16 protein-coding genes and 1 other annotated feature are annotated in these 17,023 nt (G+C 40.0%); of the genes, 10 read left to right on the forward strand and 6 right to left on the reverse strand.

The window, feature by feature from the left end:
• Positions 1–52: 52 nt before the first annotated feature.
• Entirely contained in the window at positions 53–1,321 is a 1,269-nt protein-coding gene (locus ACNSN2_RS04100; protein ID WP_010391300.1) for an HlyC/CorC family transporter, read from the reverse strand.
• 61 nt (positions 1,322–1,382) lie between these two features.
• Positions 1,383–2,189: a cytochrome C assembly family protein gene (locus tag ACNSN2_RS04105; protein ID WP_010391302.1), complete on the reverse strand. Its 807-nt coding sequence runs from the start codon at positions 2,187–2,189 to the stop codon at positions 1,383–1,385.
• Between the two features lie 223 nt (positions 2,190–2,412).
• On the opposite strand from ACNSN2_RS04105, the gene ffh reads away from it, so the two are divergent.
• The 7 genes from ffh to tyrA all read left to right on the forward strand — a co-directional run bounded on the left by ffh (position 2,413) and on the right by tyrA (position 8,526).
• Positions 2,413–3,792 (forward strand): signal recognition particle protein, encoded by a 1,380-nt coding sequence (gene ffh / locus ACNSN2_RS04110; protein WP_010391303.1) that lies wholly within the window; start codon positions 2,413–2,415, stop codon positions 3,790–3,792.
• A gap of 261 nt (positions 3,793–4,053) precedes the next feature.
• Positions 4,054–4,302 (forward strand): 30S ribosomal protein S16, encoded by a 249-nt coding sequence (rpsP, locus tag ACNSN2_RS04115; protein WP_008114468.1) that lies wholly within the window; start codon positions 4,054–4,056, stop codon positions 4,300–4,302.
• Positions 4,303–4,319: 17 nt separating this feature from the next.
• On the forward strand, positions 4,320–4,856 hold the full coding sequence (gene rimM, locus ACNSN2_RS04120; RefSeq protein WP_008114470.1) for a ribosome maturation factor RimM: 537 nt from the start codon (positions 4,320–4,322) through the stop codon (positions 4,854–4,856).
• A complete protein-coding gene (trmD, locus tag ACNSN2_RS04125) occupies positions 4,856–5,623 on the forward strand; it encodes a tRNA (guanosine(37)-N1)-methyltransferase TrmD (protein WP_418608622.1) in 768 nt (255 codons plus the stop codon). The genes rimM and trmD overlap by 1 nt, the downstream gene beginning before the upstream one ends.
• A gap of 33 nt (positions 5,624–5,656) precedes the next feature.
• Positions 5,657–6,016, forward strand: a complete 360-nt coding sequence (rplS, locus tag ACNSN2_RS04130; protein ID WP_008114473.1) for a 50S ribosomal protein L19 — start codon at positions 5,657–5,659, stop codon at positions 6,014–6,016.
• 191 nt (positions 6,017–6,207) lie between these two features.
• Positions 6,208–7,077, forward strand: a complete 870-nt coding sequence (locus ACNSN2_RS04135; RefSeq protein WP_418608623.1) for an MYG1 family protein — start codon at positions 6,208–6,210, stop codon at positions 7,075–7,077.
• A 315-nt stretch (positions 7,078–7,392) separates the two neighbouring features.
• Entirely contained in the window at positions 7,393–8,526 is a 1,134-nt protein-coding gene (gene tyrA / locus ACNSN2_RS04140; protein ID WP_418608624.1) for a bifunctional chorismate mutase/prephenate dehydrogenase, read from the forward strand.
• Positions 8,527–8,580: 54 nt separating this feature from the next.
• Here the strand turns inward: tyrA and ACNSN2_RS04145 are convergent, their stop codons facing one another.
• Positions 8,581–9,738 (reverse strand): chorismate mutase, encoded by a 1,158-nt coding sequence (locus ACNSN2_RS04145; protein ID WP_076921530.1) that lies wholly within the window; start codon positions 9,736–9,738, stop codon positions 8,581–8,583.
• A 43-nt stretch (positions 9,739–9,781) separates the two neighbouring features.
• Positions 9,782–9,897, reverse strand: a sequence feature (Phe leader region).
• A gap of 195 nt (positions 9,898–10,092) precedes the next feature.
• Between ACNSN2_RS04145 and ACNSN2_RS04150 the strand changes: the two genes are divergently transcribed.
• Positions 10,093–13,095, forward strand: coding sequence for an EAL domain-containing protein (locus tag ACNSN2_RS04150; protein ID WP_010391318.1), 3,003 nt, complete (start codon positions 10,093–10,095; stop codon positions 13,093–13,095).
• Positions 13,096–13,109: 14 nt separating this feature from the next.
• Here the strand turns inward: ACNSN2_RS04150 and ACNSN2_RS04155 are convergent, their stop codons facing one another.
• Positions 13,110–13,439, reverse strand: coding sequence for a stress response translation initiation inhibitor YciH (locus ACNSN2_RS04155; RefSeq protein ID WP_418608625.1), 330 nt, complete (start codon positions 13,437–13,439; stop codon positions 13,110–13,112).
• 248 nt (positions 13,440–13,687) lie between these two features.
• Between ACNSN2_RS04155 and ACNSN2_RS04160 the strand changes: the two genes are divergently transcribed.
• Entirely contained in the window at positions 13,688–14,347 is a 660-nt protein-coding gene (locus tag ACNSN2_RS04160) for a GAF domain-containing protein (RefSeq protein ID WP_418608626.1), read from the forward strand.
• Between the two features lie 78 nt (positions 14,348–14,425).
• On the forward strand, positions 14,426–15,616 hold the full coding sequence (locus tag ACNSN2_RS04165; RefSeq protein ID WP_010391325.1) for an amino acid aminotransferase: 1,191 nt from the start codon (positions 14,426–14,428) through the stop codon (positions 15,614–15,616).
• A 73-nt stretch (positions 15,617–15,689) separates the two neighbouring features.
• On the opposite strand, the gene ACNSN2_RS04170 is transcribed toward ACNSN2_RS04165, so the two are convergent.
• Together ACNSN2_RS04170 and ACNSN2_RS04175 are read right to left on the reverse strand one after the other, a co-directional pair.
• Positions 15,690–16,442 (reverse strand): DUF3379 family protein, encoded by a 753-nt coding sequence (locus ACNSN2_RS04170; RefSeq protein ID WP_418608627.1) that lies wholly within the window; start codon positions 16,440–16,442, stop codon positions 15,690–15,692.
• Positions 16,442–16,999 carry a sigma-70 family RNA polymerase sigma factor gene (locus tag ACNSN2_RS04175; RefSeq protein ID WP_010391329.1) on the reverse strand — a complete coding sequence of 186 codons (558 nt, stop codon included), beginning with the start codon at positions 16,997–16,999 and terminating at the stop codon, positions 16,442–16,444. The genes ACNSN2_RS04170 and ACNSN2_RS04175 overlap by 1 nt, the downstream gene beginning before the upstream one ends.
• Between the last annotated feature and the right edge of the window lie 24 nt (positions 17,000–17,023).

Here is a 17,023-nt window from a genome sequence, read left to right on the forward strand (position 1 = left end):
TCTAAGCCCAGATTAATTAAAAAAGGAGCCATTTGGCTCCTTTTTTATTGGGTTATTTTTTACGTTTATTGGGCTGAATTTTAACTTGTTTAATCATGTTTTCTTTTATTTCAAGCACTTCAACTGGGTAACCCGCAATACGAATACTTAAGTTAGCATCAGGAATATCTTCCAAATATTCAACAATCAGGCCACTTAAAGTTTTAGGGCCATCTAATGGGAATTCCCAGCCCATTTCTTTATTTAAGTCGCGAACGTTAGCACCACCATCAACAATGTAAGAGCCATCGTTCTGTGTGGTTACTTCTTCACTTGGTGTGCGGGTTTGAGTAGTAGTGAAATCGCCCACAACCTCTTCAAGAATATCTTCTAGGGTAACTAAGCCTTGGATATCGCCATATTCATCAACAACAATACCAATTCGTTCTTTTGATAACTGAAACTTCAGTAGTTGGGTATTAAGCGACGTTCCCTCAGGAATAAAGTAAATTTCACGTACAGCGCGCAGTAGCGAAGGTTTATCGAATTGCTCTTTAGTAAGAAGACGCAATGCATCACGAGAGTGAATAAAGCCTACTGCATCATCTATATTGTCGCGGTATAAAAGCACGCGAGTATGTTGAGCATGAGTAAGCTGCTTACTAATTATTTTCCAGTCATCGTTGATATCAATCGCCACAATTTCATTGCGGGGTATCATAATATCTTCAACGGTAACCTGTTCTAAATCTAAAATTGAGGTCAGCATACTTTGGTGGCGCGCGGGGATCAGCGCTCCAGATTCGTTAAGCACGGTTTTTAATTCTTCCTTACTCATGCTGTGCTCATCTATTTGTGCAGCACTAATTCCAAATAAGCGTAATATGCCGTTGGTCATCCAGTTAACAACAACCACAAACGGGAAGAGTATTTTTAACAAGCCTTTAAGTATCACAGAGCTAGGAAAAGCGACTCGCTCAGGATAGAGAGCAGCCAGTGTTTTTGGCGTTACTTCAGCGAAAATTAGCACAACTAGTGTTAATGCACCCGTTGCTATGGCAATACCTAAATCGCCATATAAGCGAATACCTATTATGGTGGCTACCTGCGCTGCAGCAATATTAACCAAGTTATTACCAATTAGGATCAGACCTATCAACCTATCTGGTCGACTCAGTAATTTACTAACGCGTTTCGCAGCACGATGGTTCTCTTTAGCGAGGTGTCGCAAACGAATACGGTTGATTGACATGATTCCGGTTTCTGACCCGGAGAAGTAAGCAGAAAAAAGCACCAATAAACCTAATATGATAAACAGGGTACTTGTCGATATGTCGTCCAACGATGGATCCTTTTTTTATAAACCAATGCGTATTAAGCTAGAGTGAGCTTTCAGAGTCAAGTTAAAACTTATTTAGGACCACTTCTTGTATAAAACGGCTACCAAAATAAGCAAGTGTGAGTGTAAATGCGGCAATCATTATACTCACTACCACTACTTTGCCTCGCCAACCACGTTTTACATGGCCAACTGCAATCGTAGCAAAAATGGCCCAAGCAACTAGAGATAAGATTGTTTTGTGAATAAACTCTTTGGCAAACATGCCATCGAGAAATACAAAACCAGTGATCAGCGCCACACTTAATAATACGGTGCCTAAGTTTAATAACTGGTAAAGTTGACGCTCTACAACCATCAGAGGTGGTAAGTGACTGTGAACTATTGCTAGGTCTTTTCGCTTTAAGCGCTTATCAATAAAATAAAATTGCACACCATATAAAGTCGCAATAATTAAAATACAGTAAGCCAATAACGACAGTGATATATGTGCAACTAGTGCTAGTTCTACATTAATACTTTGTAATAAAACGTGATGAGGGATAAATAAGCTAGAAATGGTTAAAAGCGCAGCAAAGCCATAAACAACAGGTAGTAACAAGGTTGCGGGAAACTTCAAAGAAACAGTGGTGACACACAGCACGATAATCCAGCATGTCAGTAATGCCACATTAACAATACTTAAATCTTGCCCATCAGCCCTAAATACCGAATTTACTAAAAGCAGCATGTGCGCCAAGATAGCGACAGTACTGAGTATAATAGTAACTTTTTGGCTCGGCCCCTGACGGTGAAACAATCGCGAAAGCACGTGAGACGTTGCTAACACATAAAATAAACTGGCAATAATAGTTAAACTAATAATCAGCATTTTGCTTTGGCCACTTAATTGAAGTCAAATAATTCGTGTTCGTTATGTGGCCATTGTATTTTATAGCAAAGCAAATGCATAGACCCTGTAAAAAGAAACTCAATAAGCAGCATTTCAGCACTGTATTGTATGCCACCATTTACGGTATACTATTTCTAATTGAATTTTAATAACATCGACCTTATTAATAGAGTTGATTTCAACGTCTTTTCGGAACCGTTACATGTTTGAGAACCTCCAAGAACGATTAGGTAAAACCCTAAAAAATATTAGTGGCCGTGGCCGCCTAACTGAAGACAACATTAAAGATACACTTCGTGAAGTGCGAATGGCATTTTTAGAAGCCGATGTGGCGTTGCCTGTTGTTCGCGAGTTTGTAAAACAAGTTAAAGAACGCGCAGTTGGTATTGAAGTTACTAAAAGCTTAAGTCCTGGCCAAGTATTTATAAAAATTGTTCGTGAAGAACTTGAAAAGGCCATGGGTGAAGCTAATGAAGAGCTAAGCCTTAACGCGCAACCTCCGGCTGTTGTGATGATGGCGGGTCTTCAAGGTGCTGGTAAAACAACCAGTGTGGGTAAACTGGCTAAGTTTTTAAAAGAGCGCAAGAAAAAATCTGTGCTGGTAGTGAGTGCCGATGTATACCGTCCTGCGGCAATTAAGCAGTTAGAAACATTAGCAACAGAAGTAGATGTAGAATTTTTCCCAAGTGACATTTCACAAAAGCCAGTTGATATAGCACAAGCTGCTATTTCTCACGCGAAAAAGAAATTTATTGATGTGGTATTAGTTGATACTGCCGGCCGTTTGCATGTTGATAATGACATGATGGATGAAATCAAAGCGCTTCATGGTGCAATTAATCCAATCGAGACTTTATTCGTTGTTGATGCAATGACAGGTCAAGATGCTGCAAACACCGCGAAGGCGTTTGACGAAGCATTGCCTTTAACCGGTGTGATTTTAACTAAAACAGACGGTGATGCCCGTGGTGGTGCTGCGTTATCTATTCGTCATATTACCGGGAAACCTATTAAGTTTATGGGTGTTGGTGAGCGTACTGACGCACTTGAACCTTTCCACCCTGATCGTATCGCCTCACGTATCTTAGGCATGGGTGATGTACTTTCATTAATCGAAGAAGTCGAGATGAAAGTAGATAAAGAGCAGGCAGAAAAAGTAGCGAAAAAAGTATTTAAAGGTGATGGTTTTACACTGGATGATTTTGCTGATCAATTAAAGCAAATGAAAAATATGGGCGGCATGATGTCGATGCTTGATAAACTGCCAGGCATGCAAAACATTCCAGATGCAGTAAAAGGCCAGATGGGCGATAAAACCTTTATTCAAATGGAAGCAATTATTAGCTCTATGACTAAAAAAGAGCGTGCACGCCCAGAGATCATTAAAGGTTCGCGTAAAAAGCGCATTGCAGCGGGGTCGGGTACTCAAGTACAAGAGATCAATAAGCTGCTTAAGCAGTTTACCCAAATGCAAAAAATGATGAAAAAAATGAAAGGCAAAGGTGGCATGCAAAAAATGATGCGTGGCATGAAAGGGATGTTACCACCGGGAATGATGGGCGGCGGTGGCCCGAAATTTTAATAATTTAACCTTTAATATCTCCGATACGAGATAAAAAGCAATCAATAAAGAGGCAAATTGCCTCTTTATTGTTGAATAAACTATGCACAGAATAGCTTGTTCACATGCTTTTTCTTCTTGGATCACGGTTTAATCTACTAAACTGCCTTTTTGCATCACTTCTTACTTGCATTGTTGCTAAAAACTCGTACAATTCACCGGCTCCCCATACTGGGGAGTAAATCTTATTAATGAAAACAGTCAATCTATTTAGAGGACGGTATGGTAACTATTCGTTTGCAACGTGGTGGCGCTAAAAAACGCCCTTTCTATCAAATTGTGGTTGCGGATAGCCGTTTCTCGCGTGACGGTCGCTTCATCGAGAAAGTAGGTTTCTTTAACCCAATCGCTTCAGGTCAAGAAGAAAAACTTCGTTTAGATTTACCACGTGTTGAGCACTGGTTAGGTCAAGGCGCAGGTCTTTCAGATCGTGTAGCTAAATTAGTTAAAGACGCTCGTAAAGCGGCTTAATAGGCGTAAGTGTAACCATGAGTCAAGAGAACACCTCATCAATAATTGTCGTAGGAAAGCTCGGCGCCCCATATGGTATAAAGGGCTGGCTTAAGGTGCATTCATTTACTGATGATCCCCAAGGGATCTTCGATTTCAGCCCGTGGTTGATAGGGCAGCAAGGTAAATGGCAATCCTTAGAAGTGGTCGACTGGCGTCGCCACAACAAAGGCTTTATCGCTAAGTTTGCGCAAGTAAACGACAGAGACCAAGCAATGGCTTATACCAATGTTGAAATTTCTGTGGATTCAGCGCAGCTACCAGAATTACCGCAAGGTGAATTCTATTGGCGAGATCTCATTGGCATGTCGGTTGTAACTGATAAAGGTTATAACTTAGGCATTGTTGATGACCTTATGGAGACAGGCTCAAATGACGTACTGGTTGTGAAAGCAAACAGTAAAGATGCATTTGGCCAAGCAGAACGTTTAATTCCTTTTTTAACTGATTCAGTTATTCAAGAAGTTAAATACGATGCGAAAGAAATTACTGTAGATTGGGATCCAAGCTTTTAATGAGTCAAACAAGTTCGTTGTGGGTAGGGGTTATCAGCCTTTTCCCGGATATGTTTGATGCAATTACAACGCAAGGTGTAACCGGTCGCGCTGTTAAAAAGGGGTTAATCGACTTTAACTGCTGGAATCCACGTGACTATGCAACTGATAAGCATAGAACCGTAGATGATCGTCCTTACGGGGGCGGACCAGGCATGTTAATGATGGTTGAACCACTTAAACAAGCCATTCTTGAAGCCAAACAGGCTGCAGGTGATGGTGCAAAAGTAATTTATATGTCGCCACAAGGGCGCAAATTAGATCAGCAAGGGGCAAGCGAACTCGCAAACTCTGAAAAACTGATTTTAATTGCCGGTCGCTATGAAGGTATAGACGAGAGAATAATAGAATCGTACGTTGACGAAGAATGGTCAATTGGTGATTTTATTTTGAGTGGGGGTGAATTACCTGCCATGACATTAATTGACGCAGTAGCGCGATTAGTGCCAGGGGTGTTAGGACACAACCAGTCAGCAGAGCAAGATTCATTTTCGGATGGCTTGCTAGATTGTCCTCACTATACACGGCCAGAAACATTGGACGACAAACAGGTGCCTGCTATATTACTCAGCGGAAACCACCAAGAGATAGCGAAATGGCGGCTTATGCAGTCATTAGGTAGAACTTGGCTTCGCCGTCCTGACTTGTTGCATAACCTAGCTCTGACTGAGGAGCAAGCGGTATTACTCGCGAAATTTCAGCAAGAGTACCAAAAAGCTTGTGGCTAGAAGACAGTTACACCTAGGAAAGTGAGAAACATAATGGCAAAAGTAAACCAAAATATTATTAAAGCGCTTGAAGAAGAGCAGCTTAAAACAGACGTACCTGCATTCGGCGCTGGTGATACAGTAGTTGTACAGGTAAAAGTAAAAGAAGGTGCTAAAGAGCGTCTACAGGCCTTTGAAGGTGTTGTAATCGCTAAGCGTAATCGTGGTCTTCACTCAGCATTCACAGTTCGTAAAATCTCGAACGGTGAAGGTGTTGAGCGTGTATTCCAAACGCACAGCCCTCTTATTGATAGCGTAACAGTTAAGCGTCGCGGTGCGGTTCGTCGTGCTAAGCTTTACTATCTACGTGAGCGTTCTGGTAAATCTGCACGTATTAGAGAAAAACTTAACTAATACGCGCTGTTTATCAACGCAAAAAAACGGGTTGCAACCTTTGGGTTGCAACCCGTTTTGGTTTTAATGCTATTGCGGTTTTTATATCGCTACATTCAAAAACCAATACACACCTTAACCTGCATGCGTTAAAGTGTGGTTCACTTCAAATCACAATATCTTCTCACTTCTTGCAAAAATGATGTACAAAAATGAATGATAAAACGATAGTTACACACAACGGCAATTTTCACGCAGATGATGTTTTTAGTATCGCTGCACTTAAAATTATTTTCCCTTCTTTTACCCTGATCCGCACACGCGATAATGCGATTATTAATGACGCCGATGTGGTTATTGATGTTGGTGGTCAATATGACCCAGAAACTAACCGGTTTGATCATCATCAGCGTGGCGGTGCTGGCGCTCGTGAAAATGGTATTCCTTTTTCGTCATTTGGCTTGGTGTGGAAAAAATATGGCTTAGCAATATGTGATGATAACCAAGATGTGGCGAATGCGGTGGATGCAGGGCTTGTATCAACTATTGATGCCATTGATTGTGGTCATGTTGAAGGGGTTGCTACAGGCATTAGCTTAAGCCAAACAATTTCTATGTTTAACCCAACATGGGAAGAGGAAAGTGATTTTGATGCTGCTTTTGATCAAGCGGTTGAATTTGCACACACTTTACTGATTCGTTTTGTAGCTTCTGCCCGAGGTGGTTTAAATGCTAAAAAGATTGTTGCTCAAGCAATAAAGCAAGCTGATGATCCTCGATTAATCGTGTTAGAGCGCTATACTCCGTGGAAAAAAACCGTACATAGTTTATCTGATGAGGCATTATTTGTCGTTTACCCATCTCATTCTGGCAAGTGGATAGTGCAAACGGTGCCTGCAGAATTAGGCTCTTTTGAAGACAGAAAGTCATTACCTGCATCATGGGCAGGATTATCAGACGATGAATTTCAAGCGGTAACTGGTATCGATGATGCTATGTTTTGTCACAATGGCTTATTTATCGCTGGCGCAGAATCATTCGACAGTATTATGTCGCTTGCGGCTATGGCATTAGAATACTAATAGTTCTCCTTAACCGCTCGCCGGTTACTTAATAAAAGTGGCTTTAGCCACTTTTTAAGATCCTCTACTTAACCTGAACCTACGTAAATTCAATGTAGTTAGCGCTGAAATAGCTGCTTGAGATAGATTTATTATCTAGCGTTTAGGTTACTTACTACCGTTTCCACCTTGGTTTTAGTTGAACAACTGATAGTGATCTTTTCAATAATTTGCCTTTTAACCCCTAACGTATCCTGTTAGTATTTATCGTATTGATTAGTTTACTTTTTTGTAAGTTTTAATTTACGATTTTGCTTTTTTGGATGGAATGAGAACGTGGCAGAGATAAGTGATTTAGCGCAGCTAAGAACAGGTATAGATGAATGCGATGCGCAACTGGTTGCCTTACTTGCAAAACGCAATGGTATTACCCAACAAATAGGCGCAATAAAACAACAAACTGGCGCGCCATTACATGCACCCGATCGAGAAGCTGATTTATTAGCTGCACGACGTCAAGAGGCTATTAATCAAGGTGTAAATCCTGATTTAGTCGAAGACATTCTCAGACGCATGATGCGTGAAGCTTATCAAAATCAACAAGCCAAATTAGCCTGTGCCGACCCACAATTATCGCCAATTGTTATTGTTGGTGGTGAAGGGGCAATGGGTCAGTTATTTGCAAAACAATTTCAGCGTTCGGGTTACGAAGTCAAAATTTTAGATAAAGCGCAGCAATCACAGGCAGCGGATATTCTAAAAGGTGCAAAACTGGTGATGATCAGTGTACCAATAAATGCTCTTGAAACAGTTGTTAACGCGCTTCCAAAGCTTGATGATGATTGTTTGCTGGTTGATATTACATCAGTTAAACAAGCACCATTAGCTGTGCTTAAAAAAGTACATAGTGGGCCAGTTGTTGGTTTACATCCAATGTTTGGACCTGATATTTCCCATTGGGTGAAACAAACCGTGGTGGTGTGTGAAGGGCGTAGTCATGAGGTGGCACAAGGGTTATTAAAACAGCTACAAATATGGGGTTGTCAGTTGGTTGAACTTGAGGCCAAAAAGCATGACGAAGCAATGCAAATTATTCAGGTTATGCGTCATTTAACCACCTTTGTGTACGGTCAGTTTTTAGCAAAACAGGGACACACACTCGCCGAGCTAAGAAGTTGTTCATCACCTATATATCAGTTAGAGCTAATGATGGTTGGCCGTTTATTTGCACAATCGCCAGAGCTATACACCGATATTATGTTAGCGCAGTTTGACAATGTCGAAAGCTTATTGGCGCAGTATCAGTCTTTGTTTTCGCAAACGCTTGAAAAGCTAAAAGCAGGGGATAAGCCCGCATTAATTGATGCTTTTGCTGATGCAAAATCTTATTTCTCAGATTCAACGGCGCACTTTTTAACCCAAAGCCGTAGTTTATTAAATAAAGCGAATGATGCGAAAGTACTTGATTAAAAAGAATAGCTCCGTGAAAAGAAAAGGGCCGCTAGGCCCTTTTTTAATATTTTGTTAGCTTTCTACGCTCACAGCTTGTAAAGACTCGCTTTGGTAACAACCAAGTACACGAACATATTGAGTGTGCTGTTTGAGCTCCTCCAATGCATGCTTCACTTGGTTATCGATTAAGTTAGCCTCCAAGTCCACATAAAATACTTCTTCCCATGGGTTACCAGGAGTAGGTCGAGATTCTAGTTTCACTAAATTAATATTATGCTGTTTAAAAATCATTAACGCATCGGCAAGCGAACCGGCCTGCTGCTTGGTTGACATAATTAAGCTAGTTTTAGTAGGGATTTGAGTTGATACTTGCAGTGGTTTTCGGGCAACCACAATGAAGCGGCTGTGATTTTCTTTTTGATTGGCAAGATTCGCCTTGATCACTTCAAGGCCTACATTTTTCCCTGCTTGCGCAGAGCCGATTGCTGCGCTGTTCGGTGTTTCAAGAGCTGATTTTAATGCACTTGATGTTGAATCGCAGGTTTCATGCTGAAGTTCGCCAAGGCCCTGTAAAAAGCGGCTACACTGGGCAAAGGGTTGCGGATGTGCAAAGACTTTAGTTAATTGGTTCAGCTCAGTTCCTGGGGCTGCTAATAAGCAATGCTCAACGCTATGAGTAACTTCACCGACAATAGAGACCTGTGCATGCTGCAGCAAATCAAATACTTCATTAATACTACCTGAGCTAGTGTTTTCGATAGGCAGTAAGCCAAAGTCGGCTTGACCTTTTTCTACTTTACCAGTGATTTCTTCAAATGAGGTACAACCAATTTCAACTAATTTACCCGGGCGACGGCTAAAATATTTATGACATGCAAGCTGACTATAAGAGCCTTGACCGCCTAAATACGTTACGCGATGGGTTTCGCTCAGTGCATCGGGGTTTAAATTCTTTTGAAGCATGGCTTGTTGATGTAATACGGAATCTTCTAATATTGTTTGAAAAACATTGTTAACGTAGTAAGCGTCAAGTCCTAACGATTTGCCATAGCCTATAAGTTTTTCGAGCAAAGCCAGTTCACGGGCCTCATCACGAATGGGTTTATTATTTGCAATTTTATATTCAACTACGCCATGACTAATGCGGCGTCGCTTTGCTAGTAAAACAAGTAAATCGGAGTCGATTTCATTTATATCGTGCCTGAGAGTATCAAGTACATCGTTGCTCATTTGGTTTTCCTCATTCCAAAAATATCACTGATTTTGCAGTGAAAATAAAAAAGCCTCCCAGTTGGGAGGCTTTACTATTCGATTGATTTTATCTCACAAACAGGGAAGCCTCTTCTATATAAAGAAGCTAAAAAAAGAAAAAAAGGTGTGTGAGTAATTTATATTCATACCCTTAATGTATGAAGTGTCACTCCCAATGTCAACAAGCACTTACCTGACGCGGCTTTTTTACCTAATATGTGTACAAAAGGTGTTGTTTTTTAAAAGTTTATAAATAATTTATAATTCTGATTTAAGTTCTGGTATATTTCTATTACTTGAAAAAATAATAATTATAAATAAGGTTGGCTTTTTGTGTATCGACGCCCTCCATCTCGATTTGGCATAAACTCACTTAGTGTAAAGTTATCATTGTTGATCTCTGGTATCTGTTTAGTGGCTGGCATTTGTGCGGCTGCATTAATGCTCAAGTCAGAAGAAAAACAGCTTGTTTTTGAAGAGCATGAGGTATTAAAGCAATCAAATGAATTATTAATAAACCAGTTTAATAACCTGATAGCCACCAAAGTTAAAATAGCAGAGCAAGCTAATATTGTTGTTAGCGAGCAGTTATTTGAGGGACAGTTGTCATTTAAAAATAATACTGCACCGACAATGCAGCTCACCAATGATGGCTCAGTGCGCAGTGCATCACCGGATGGGCTATCAGCCGCGTTTATCCCTCAAACTGCATATTCTCCTTTTTATAAACAGCTAATTGCTGATTCTGAATCCCTTTGGAAAGTTATTTCTCCTACGTTAATTCAAGATTTCTATAATTTTTATCTTATAACTGAAGATAACTTTATTCGTGTCGCACCGCCAAACTGGGCGCTTAATGTGCCTGGAAATTATACATTCAACCAAAGTGATAGCTTCAATTATGCGAAGTCTTTAACTAACCCACAACGAGAGCCTCAATGGTCAAAAGTTTACTATGATGAAGTTTGGAATAAATGGGTAGTCAGTTTAATTGTTCCCATTTATCAAGATGATGAGTTTTTAGGGGTTACCGGTAGCGATATTTCACTAAACTCACTCATATCGCAATTACCCGTCGGTGGAAAGGAAAAACACTTAGTAGTGTTTGATAAACAAGGACAGCTATTAGCACATCCGAACTTAACCTCTGAAAATTATAAAGAGTACGGAGAGGCAGGCAAAAAGCTATTACCAGATGACTTTATTTCTCCAGAACTAAAGCGTGTTATTGATAACGCAGGGCAAATACAATTACCAGAATATGCCGATTCATTTTCATTAAATGATGAAGACTACATTATAAATATCCATAAAGTTGAAGGTGTAAACTGGTATGTGGGTGTATATAAAAAGCGCTCCTCAACGTTATCGGCATTGAAAGACTTAAAGCTTAAGTTTTTTGGCCTATTTATTCTGTATGCCATTTTAGTTGCTTTATTATTACACCAAGCACTTTACCAATTGGTATTAAGACGCTTACATTCATTGGTTTATGCAGTTACTAACTTTGGTAAAGGCCAGTTAGAGATTGAGTTTCCAAAAGAAAATAAAGATGAAATTGGTACGCTTAATGGTTCATTCAAAGATATGACCATTGAAATTCGCAAACTCATTGACGGCTTAAACCAGCGCATAATAGAAAAAGAAATCGCAGAGAAAGCTGCAAATCGCTTGTCTAAAGCGGTTGCGTTCTCGGGTACAGGGGTGGTGATCACCGATGAAAATTTTGTTATTGAATACGTTAATCCAAAAATGTTAGAGATGACTGATTTTGTCGAAAATGATTTCTTGCGTCAGCCATTACTGACAATTATTGCCAATGAAATGACCATGTTGGTAGAGGATATTGACATTGATTTGCGTAATCGTAATTACTGGCGAGGAGATACGCTTATTGAAGCGCAAAACAAGTCGCCAATATGGGTATCGCTTAGTGTGTCACCTATTCGAGAAGACGGTGGTAAAATAACCAGTTACGTGGCATCAGCGCAAGATATTTCGTTTGTGAAAGAAAGCCAACGAAAAATGGAACAGCTCGCTTACTTTGACACACTAACCGGGCTTGCTAACCGTACATTCTTTAGAATGCAGCTCAGGAAGTCGATGGCGCTTGCTGAGAGAGGGCGTTACTCGTTTGCTTTATTTTATTTTGATCTGGATGAATTTAAGCGTATTAACGATACTTTAGGTCATGATGCGGGTGATCAGCTGTTAGTTGAAGTGGCAACACGCTTAAAACAGCGCTTACGAGCAGAAGATACCATAGCCCGTTTAGGTGGGGATGAATTTGCTGTTTTACTCAGTGGTATTGAACATCAAAAAGAAGCATCTGAAGTCGCTGACACCATACAAAAAACCTTAAACCAGCCGATAAAACTTGGCAGCAATGAAGTAATTGTCAGTGCAAGTATTGGCATCACCTTAGCACCATTTGATAGCCTAGAAGAAGATCAGTTACTAAAGCATGCCGACTTAGCCATGTATGAGGCCAAAGCCAAAGGGCGTAACACTTTCCATTTTTATAGCCAAGATCTAAATGCGGCAGCTAATGAACGATTATTCCTAGAAAATGAATTGCGTCATGCAATTAAAGAAAAGCAACTCACGCTACATTACCAGCCACAAGTTGATTGTCGCGATAATAGCGTGGTGGGATATGAAGCATTACTTCGTTGGTTCCATCCTACGCAAGGGTTTATTCCTCCAACTAAGTTTATTCCGATAGCTGAGGCAACGGGTTTAATTGTAGAGCTCGGTAAATGGGTGCTACAACAAGCGTGTGAGTTTACGAAGCGACTAGAACAACAAGGTAGAGCAAGTAATATGTCGATCAATCTGTCAGCAAGACAGTTTAAAGACGCAAGCTTAGTGCCTATGCTGAAAAAAATAATTATAGAGACGCAGATTAATGCTAAAAGTCTGCATCTTGAATTAACCGAAAGCATGCTGATGGGGAATGTTGAAGCAGCTATTGATCAGTTACATCAACTTAAAAAGTTGGGTATCTCAATTTCTATTGATGACTTTGGTACGGGTTATTCTTCACTGAGTTACCTTAAGCGTTTCCCTGTCGATATTCTTAAAATTGACCGCTCGTTTGTCAAAGATATACCTGAGGATGATAACGACATGGAGATCACTGCGGCCATTATTGCTATGGCACAAAAGCTGAAGCTTGATGTAGTTGCCGAAGGAGTCGAAACAATCGAGCAAGTTGAGTTTTTACAAAATAATAATTGTTTTATTGTTCAAGGCTATTATTTTAGTAAGCCAGTGGCTGAGGATGATATTCCCGCATTATTTGATCAATTAGCAGCGCTAAAAATTATTAAATAAGCAAGAATTGCGGGTTAACCACCCGCAATTTTTACTTTAAATTTTAATCCCTCTAAAATCGCTTTTAATTTGTCGCGATCATCACCTTGTACTTCAATAACATCTTCTTTTACCGCGCCCCCTTGGCCCATCTTACTTTTTATTGTTTTTGCTAACTTTTTCAAATCATGCTGTTGTGGATCAAGACCAACAACCAGCATTACACCTTTACCTTTTCGGCCTTTGGTTTGACGTTCTATGCGAATTGACCCGTCTTTAAATAGTTTTACATCCAGTTCTTTTTCTGGCTTTGGCTGATCAATTCGCCCTGTTGCTGTTGAATACACTAAGTGACTATCACTCATAATTAACCTACTTAAGATTGAATATAATAATGCGGCAAATAATAACAAATTTGTGAAGCAAAGGCGTAATTTTTGCACCAAAGCTGAACACCTTTTAATGCCCCCAAAGATAAAACAACCTGTTTAAATACCACAATTATATCTATGAATAAAAGTGTTTAAAGATTTTAAAAAAGCGCTTTAAATTGGCTAGCGCTATAAAAACATCCATGCTACTATTTCGGCATTATAGATGTATGGACGTCCAAATGGTTAATTCTTACTTAGAGTATGCTCAACCTAATGTTGAGCCACAGTTAATTCACGCTGAGCTAGAAAAGCTTGAGCAATATCTAAATAAAAATGCTGCACCAGCCGTGCGTTGGGAATACCAAATTCCTGAGCTAGGTGAAGGTGGGGCATGTAGTTTATTTGGTTACCTACAGGATGAGCCGTTTAAACTAAGCGATTATGTCAGCCAAAGTACGCAAACAACTGAAAAATTAGCGCAACTTCAATTGATTGTTGACTACGTCATTGAAAACACAAAGCTTGATTGGTACGGCATTTATCAGAATACCCACACCAATGAAGGGGAGCAGTTATTAAAGCTGGCTTATTTTGGTGCGCCGAGTCGTCCTTTATTTCCGCTTACTGCTGAATTTGCGACTGCCAGCAATAACGTTCAGGTAGCGCTTAGCGGTAAAGGACGCGTTATCAATAACGTTGAGCAATATTTGGCAGCAGGCGGTGAATATTACACTTGCGATCCGAAAGTAAAAGCAGAAGCCTGTTTACCGCTATTTAATGCACAACAGCAATGTATAGGTATTGTTGATGGTGAAGCTTTTAACACTGATTTTTTTGATAAAGCCACGCTCGCGTTATTAATTGCGTGCTGTATTAAAATTCCTCACTTTTTAGTGTAAATAACACTAGTCAATCAAGTGAGTTTTTATGTTAAGCTTAGCGCAACAGCTAACCCCTAAATAACGAAGAGATAGCCAATGTTCTCAGTATTAAAACCATTACCAACAGACCCTATTCTTGGCCTTATGGCGGCCTACAAGCAAGATACTAACCCAAATAAGATTGACTTAGGGGTTGGTGTATATAAAGACGAGCAGGGGAATACCCCTGTATTAAAGTCAGTAAAAAAAGCAGAAGCGTTTCGTTTAGAAAATGAAATGAGCAAATCTTACATTGGGCTTGCTGGTAACTTAGATTACTGTCAACAAATGGAAAATCTTCTTCTTGGTGAGCACCCGGCATTATTAGCTAATCGCGTACGCACAGCACAAGCACCTGGTGGTACAGGCGCACTTCGTGTTGCAGCAGAATTTATTGTACGTTGTAATCCAGGCGCTACTGTATGGGTTACTAACCCAACGTGGGCTAACCACATTAGCTTATTTGAAGCTGCAGGCTTAACGGTAAAAGAATACCCATACTACGACTACGAAAACAAAGATTTATTGTTTGATGAAATGGTTGAAACACTAACACAGGTGCCTAAGGGCGATGTGGTGTTATTACATGCATGTTGTCACAACCCAAGTGGTATGGATTTAAACGAAACACAATGGAATACTATTGCTGAACTTGCAAAAGATGTGGGTTTTACGCCATTAATTGATATTGCATATCAAGGTTTTGGCTCTTCTTTAGAAGAAGATGCGAATGGTTTACGTATTTTAGCCAATGCGGTTGAAGAGTTGATCATTTGTTCATCATGTTCTAAAAACTTCGGCTTATACCGTGAGCGTATTGGTGCCTGTTCAATCATTGCAAAAGACAGTGCAACAGCTGATATTTCAAACTCGGTGTTATTAAGTGTGGTACGTAGCATTTATTCTATGCCGCCAGCGCACGGTGCAGACATCGTAAACACTATTTTAAGCAGCACAGAGTTAACGCAGCTATGGCACAGTGAACTTGATGAAATGCGTAACCGTATTAATGGGTTACGTAGTTTAATTAAAGACAGCCTGGCAGCGAAAGACATTGCTCAAGACTTCTCGTTTATTGACCGCCAACACGGTATGTTCTCTTTCTTAGGTATTAATAAAGAGCAAATCGAGCGCTTGCAAAAAGAATACGGTATTTACATTGTCGGTTCTAGCCGTGTTAACGTAGCAGGTATTAGCCAAGCAAATATCAACTACTTTGCTAACGCAGTTGCTGATGTTTGTAAGTAATCAGTAAGAGGCTTTGGCTTTTAAATAATAAAAAAACCGCACACTCGTTGCGGTTTTTTATTTCTATAATGGCTTAAAGCCAGCGAATAGCACCTGAAATACGTTCATTATACATATCAACTGGTGAGCCAAGGCTTGCAATTAGCACGGTATCGGCCTGTTTGCCACGATTTATATGGCCAGCATAGCGAGAGTCATTAAAATCATCAGAGCCAATTTCAAAGATTTGATTATCGCTTGGCACAATAAACACGGTCATAGGCCCAAAGTCAGACTCAAACACTAAATGAATACCTTTCTCACCTTGAAAATCGCAAAAGTTAACATAAGTCACTTTGCCAGGTAAATCACTAATATGGCCGCCAAGTAAAGCCAGCTTTTCATTGACAGTTTGGATGCTAATTTGTTGAGTTTTATTTAACGCATAAATTTCATGGTAAACATGGGCTAGTGCATGCTCACCAGCCGTTTGATTAATACTTTGTTCTTCGCTAAACATAAACGCACTAACTGCAATCACAAACGAAGCTGCCAAAGCCAAATGCATTCGGTCGAACTTAAACCATGAGCGTGTACTAACCACGTTATCCTTTTGCTCAAGTTCATCTGTTCTAGCTTTTTCTTTTAACGAGGTGTTTAAAATAATTCGTTCAGCAAGATTGTCAGGTACAGTAATATCAAGCGCGTCGTCGAGTTGTTTATCGAATGCTTTGCTTTCATTTAAAAATTGTTGTCTGTCGGCACTGCTGTTTGCAAATTCCTGAAGCTCTTTGTCCAGCTCATTTGGCTGCGCAATCGTGCGGCGACGAAACTCAAGTTCACCCATTATTTTGATGCTCCTTTAAGTTGTTCATCATCACGGCTTAATGCCTCTTTAAGTTGATTTTTTGCTCGGAATAAACGTGTCATAACAGTATTTTTATTTAAGTTAAGAATGTCTGCAATTTCATCTCCGGTGCAGCCCATTACCACCTGTAGCAACAGCGGCTCCTTGTAGTCATCAGCCAATAAAGAAATTTGTCGCTGAATAACGGTTTGTTCCATTGCTGTATCTAAACTATGGCTGGTTTGATCCACCAATGTGTCGTTATCTACATCACTGTAATCAAATTGCTTGCGCTCAAAGCGTCTGGCATTCTCACGCCTTAAAATGGTCAGCAACCATGGCTTAGCTGCTTTTTGGTCGAGTAACGAATCAAGCGAGCGCCATGCACGCAAAAAGGTTTCTTGCACTAAGTCATCAGCAATAGTCGGATCGTTACATAACCAGTAAGCAAAGCGATAGAGTTCCTTATGATAAACATGAACCAAGGCTTCATAGCGTTGTTGTTTTTCAGCCATATTAATTAAGACCCGATCATTCGATTTTTTATTTCCAAACATAAGCACTTTTTAATTAAAATTATT

The sequence above is a fragment of the Pseudoalteromonas sp. US3C1013 genome, assembly GCF_048401115.1.
Classification (GTDB): Bacteria; Pseudomonadota; Gammaproteobacteria; order Enterobacterales; family Alteromonadaceae; genus Pseudoalteromonas; species Pseudoalteromonas undina.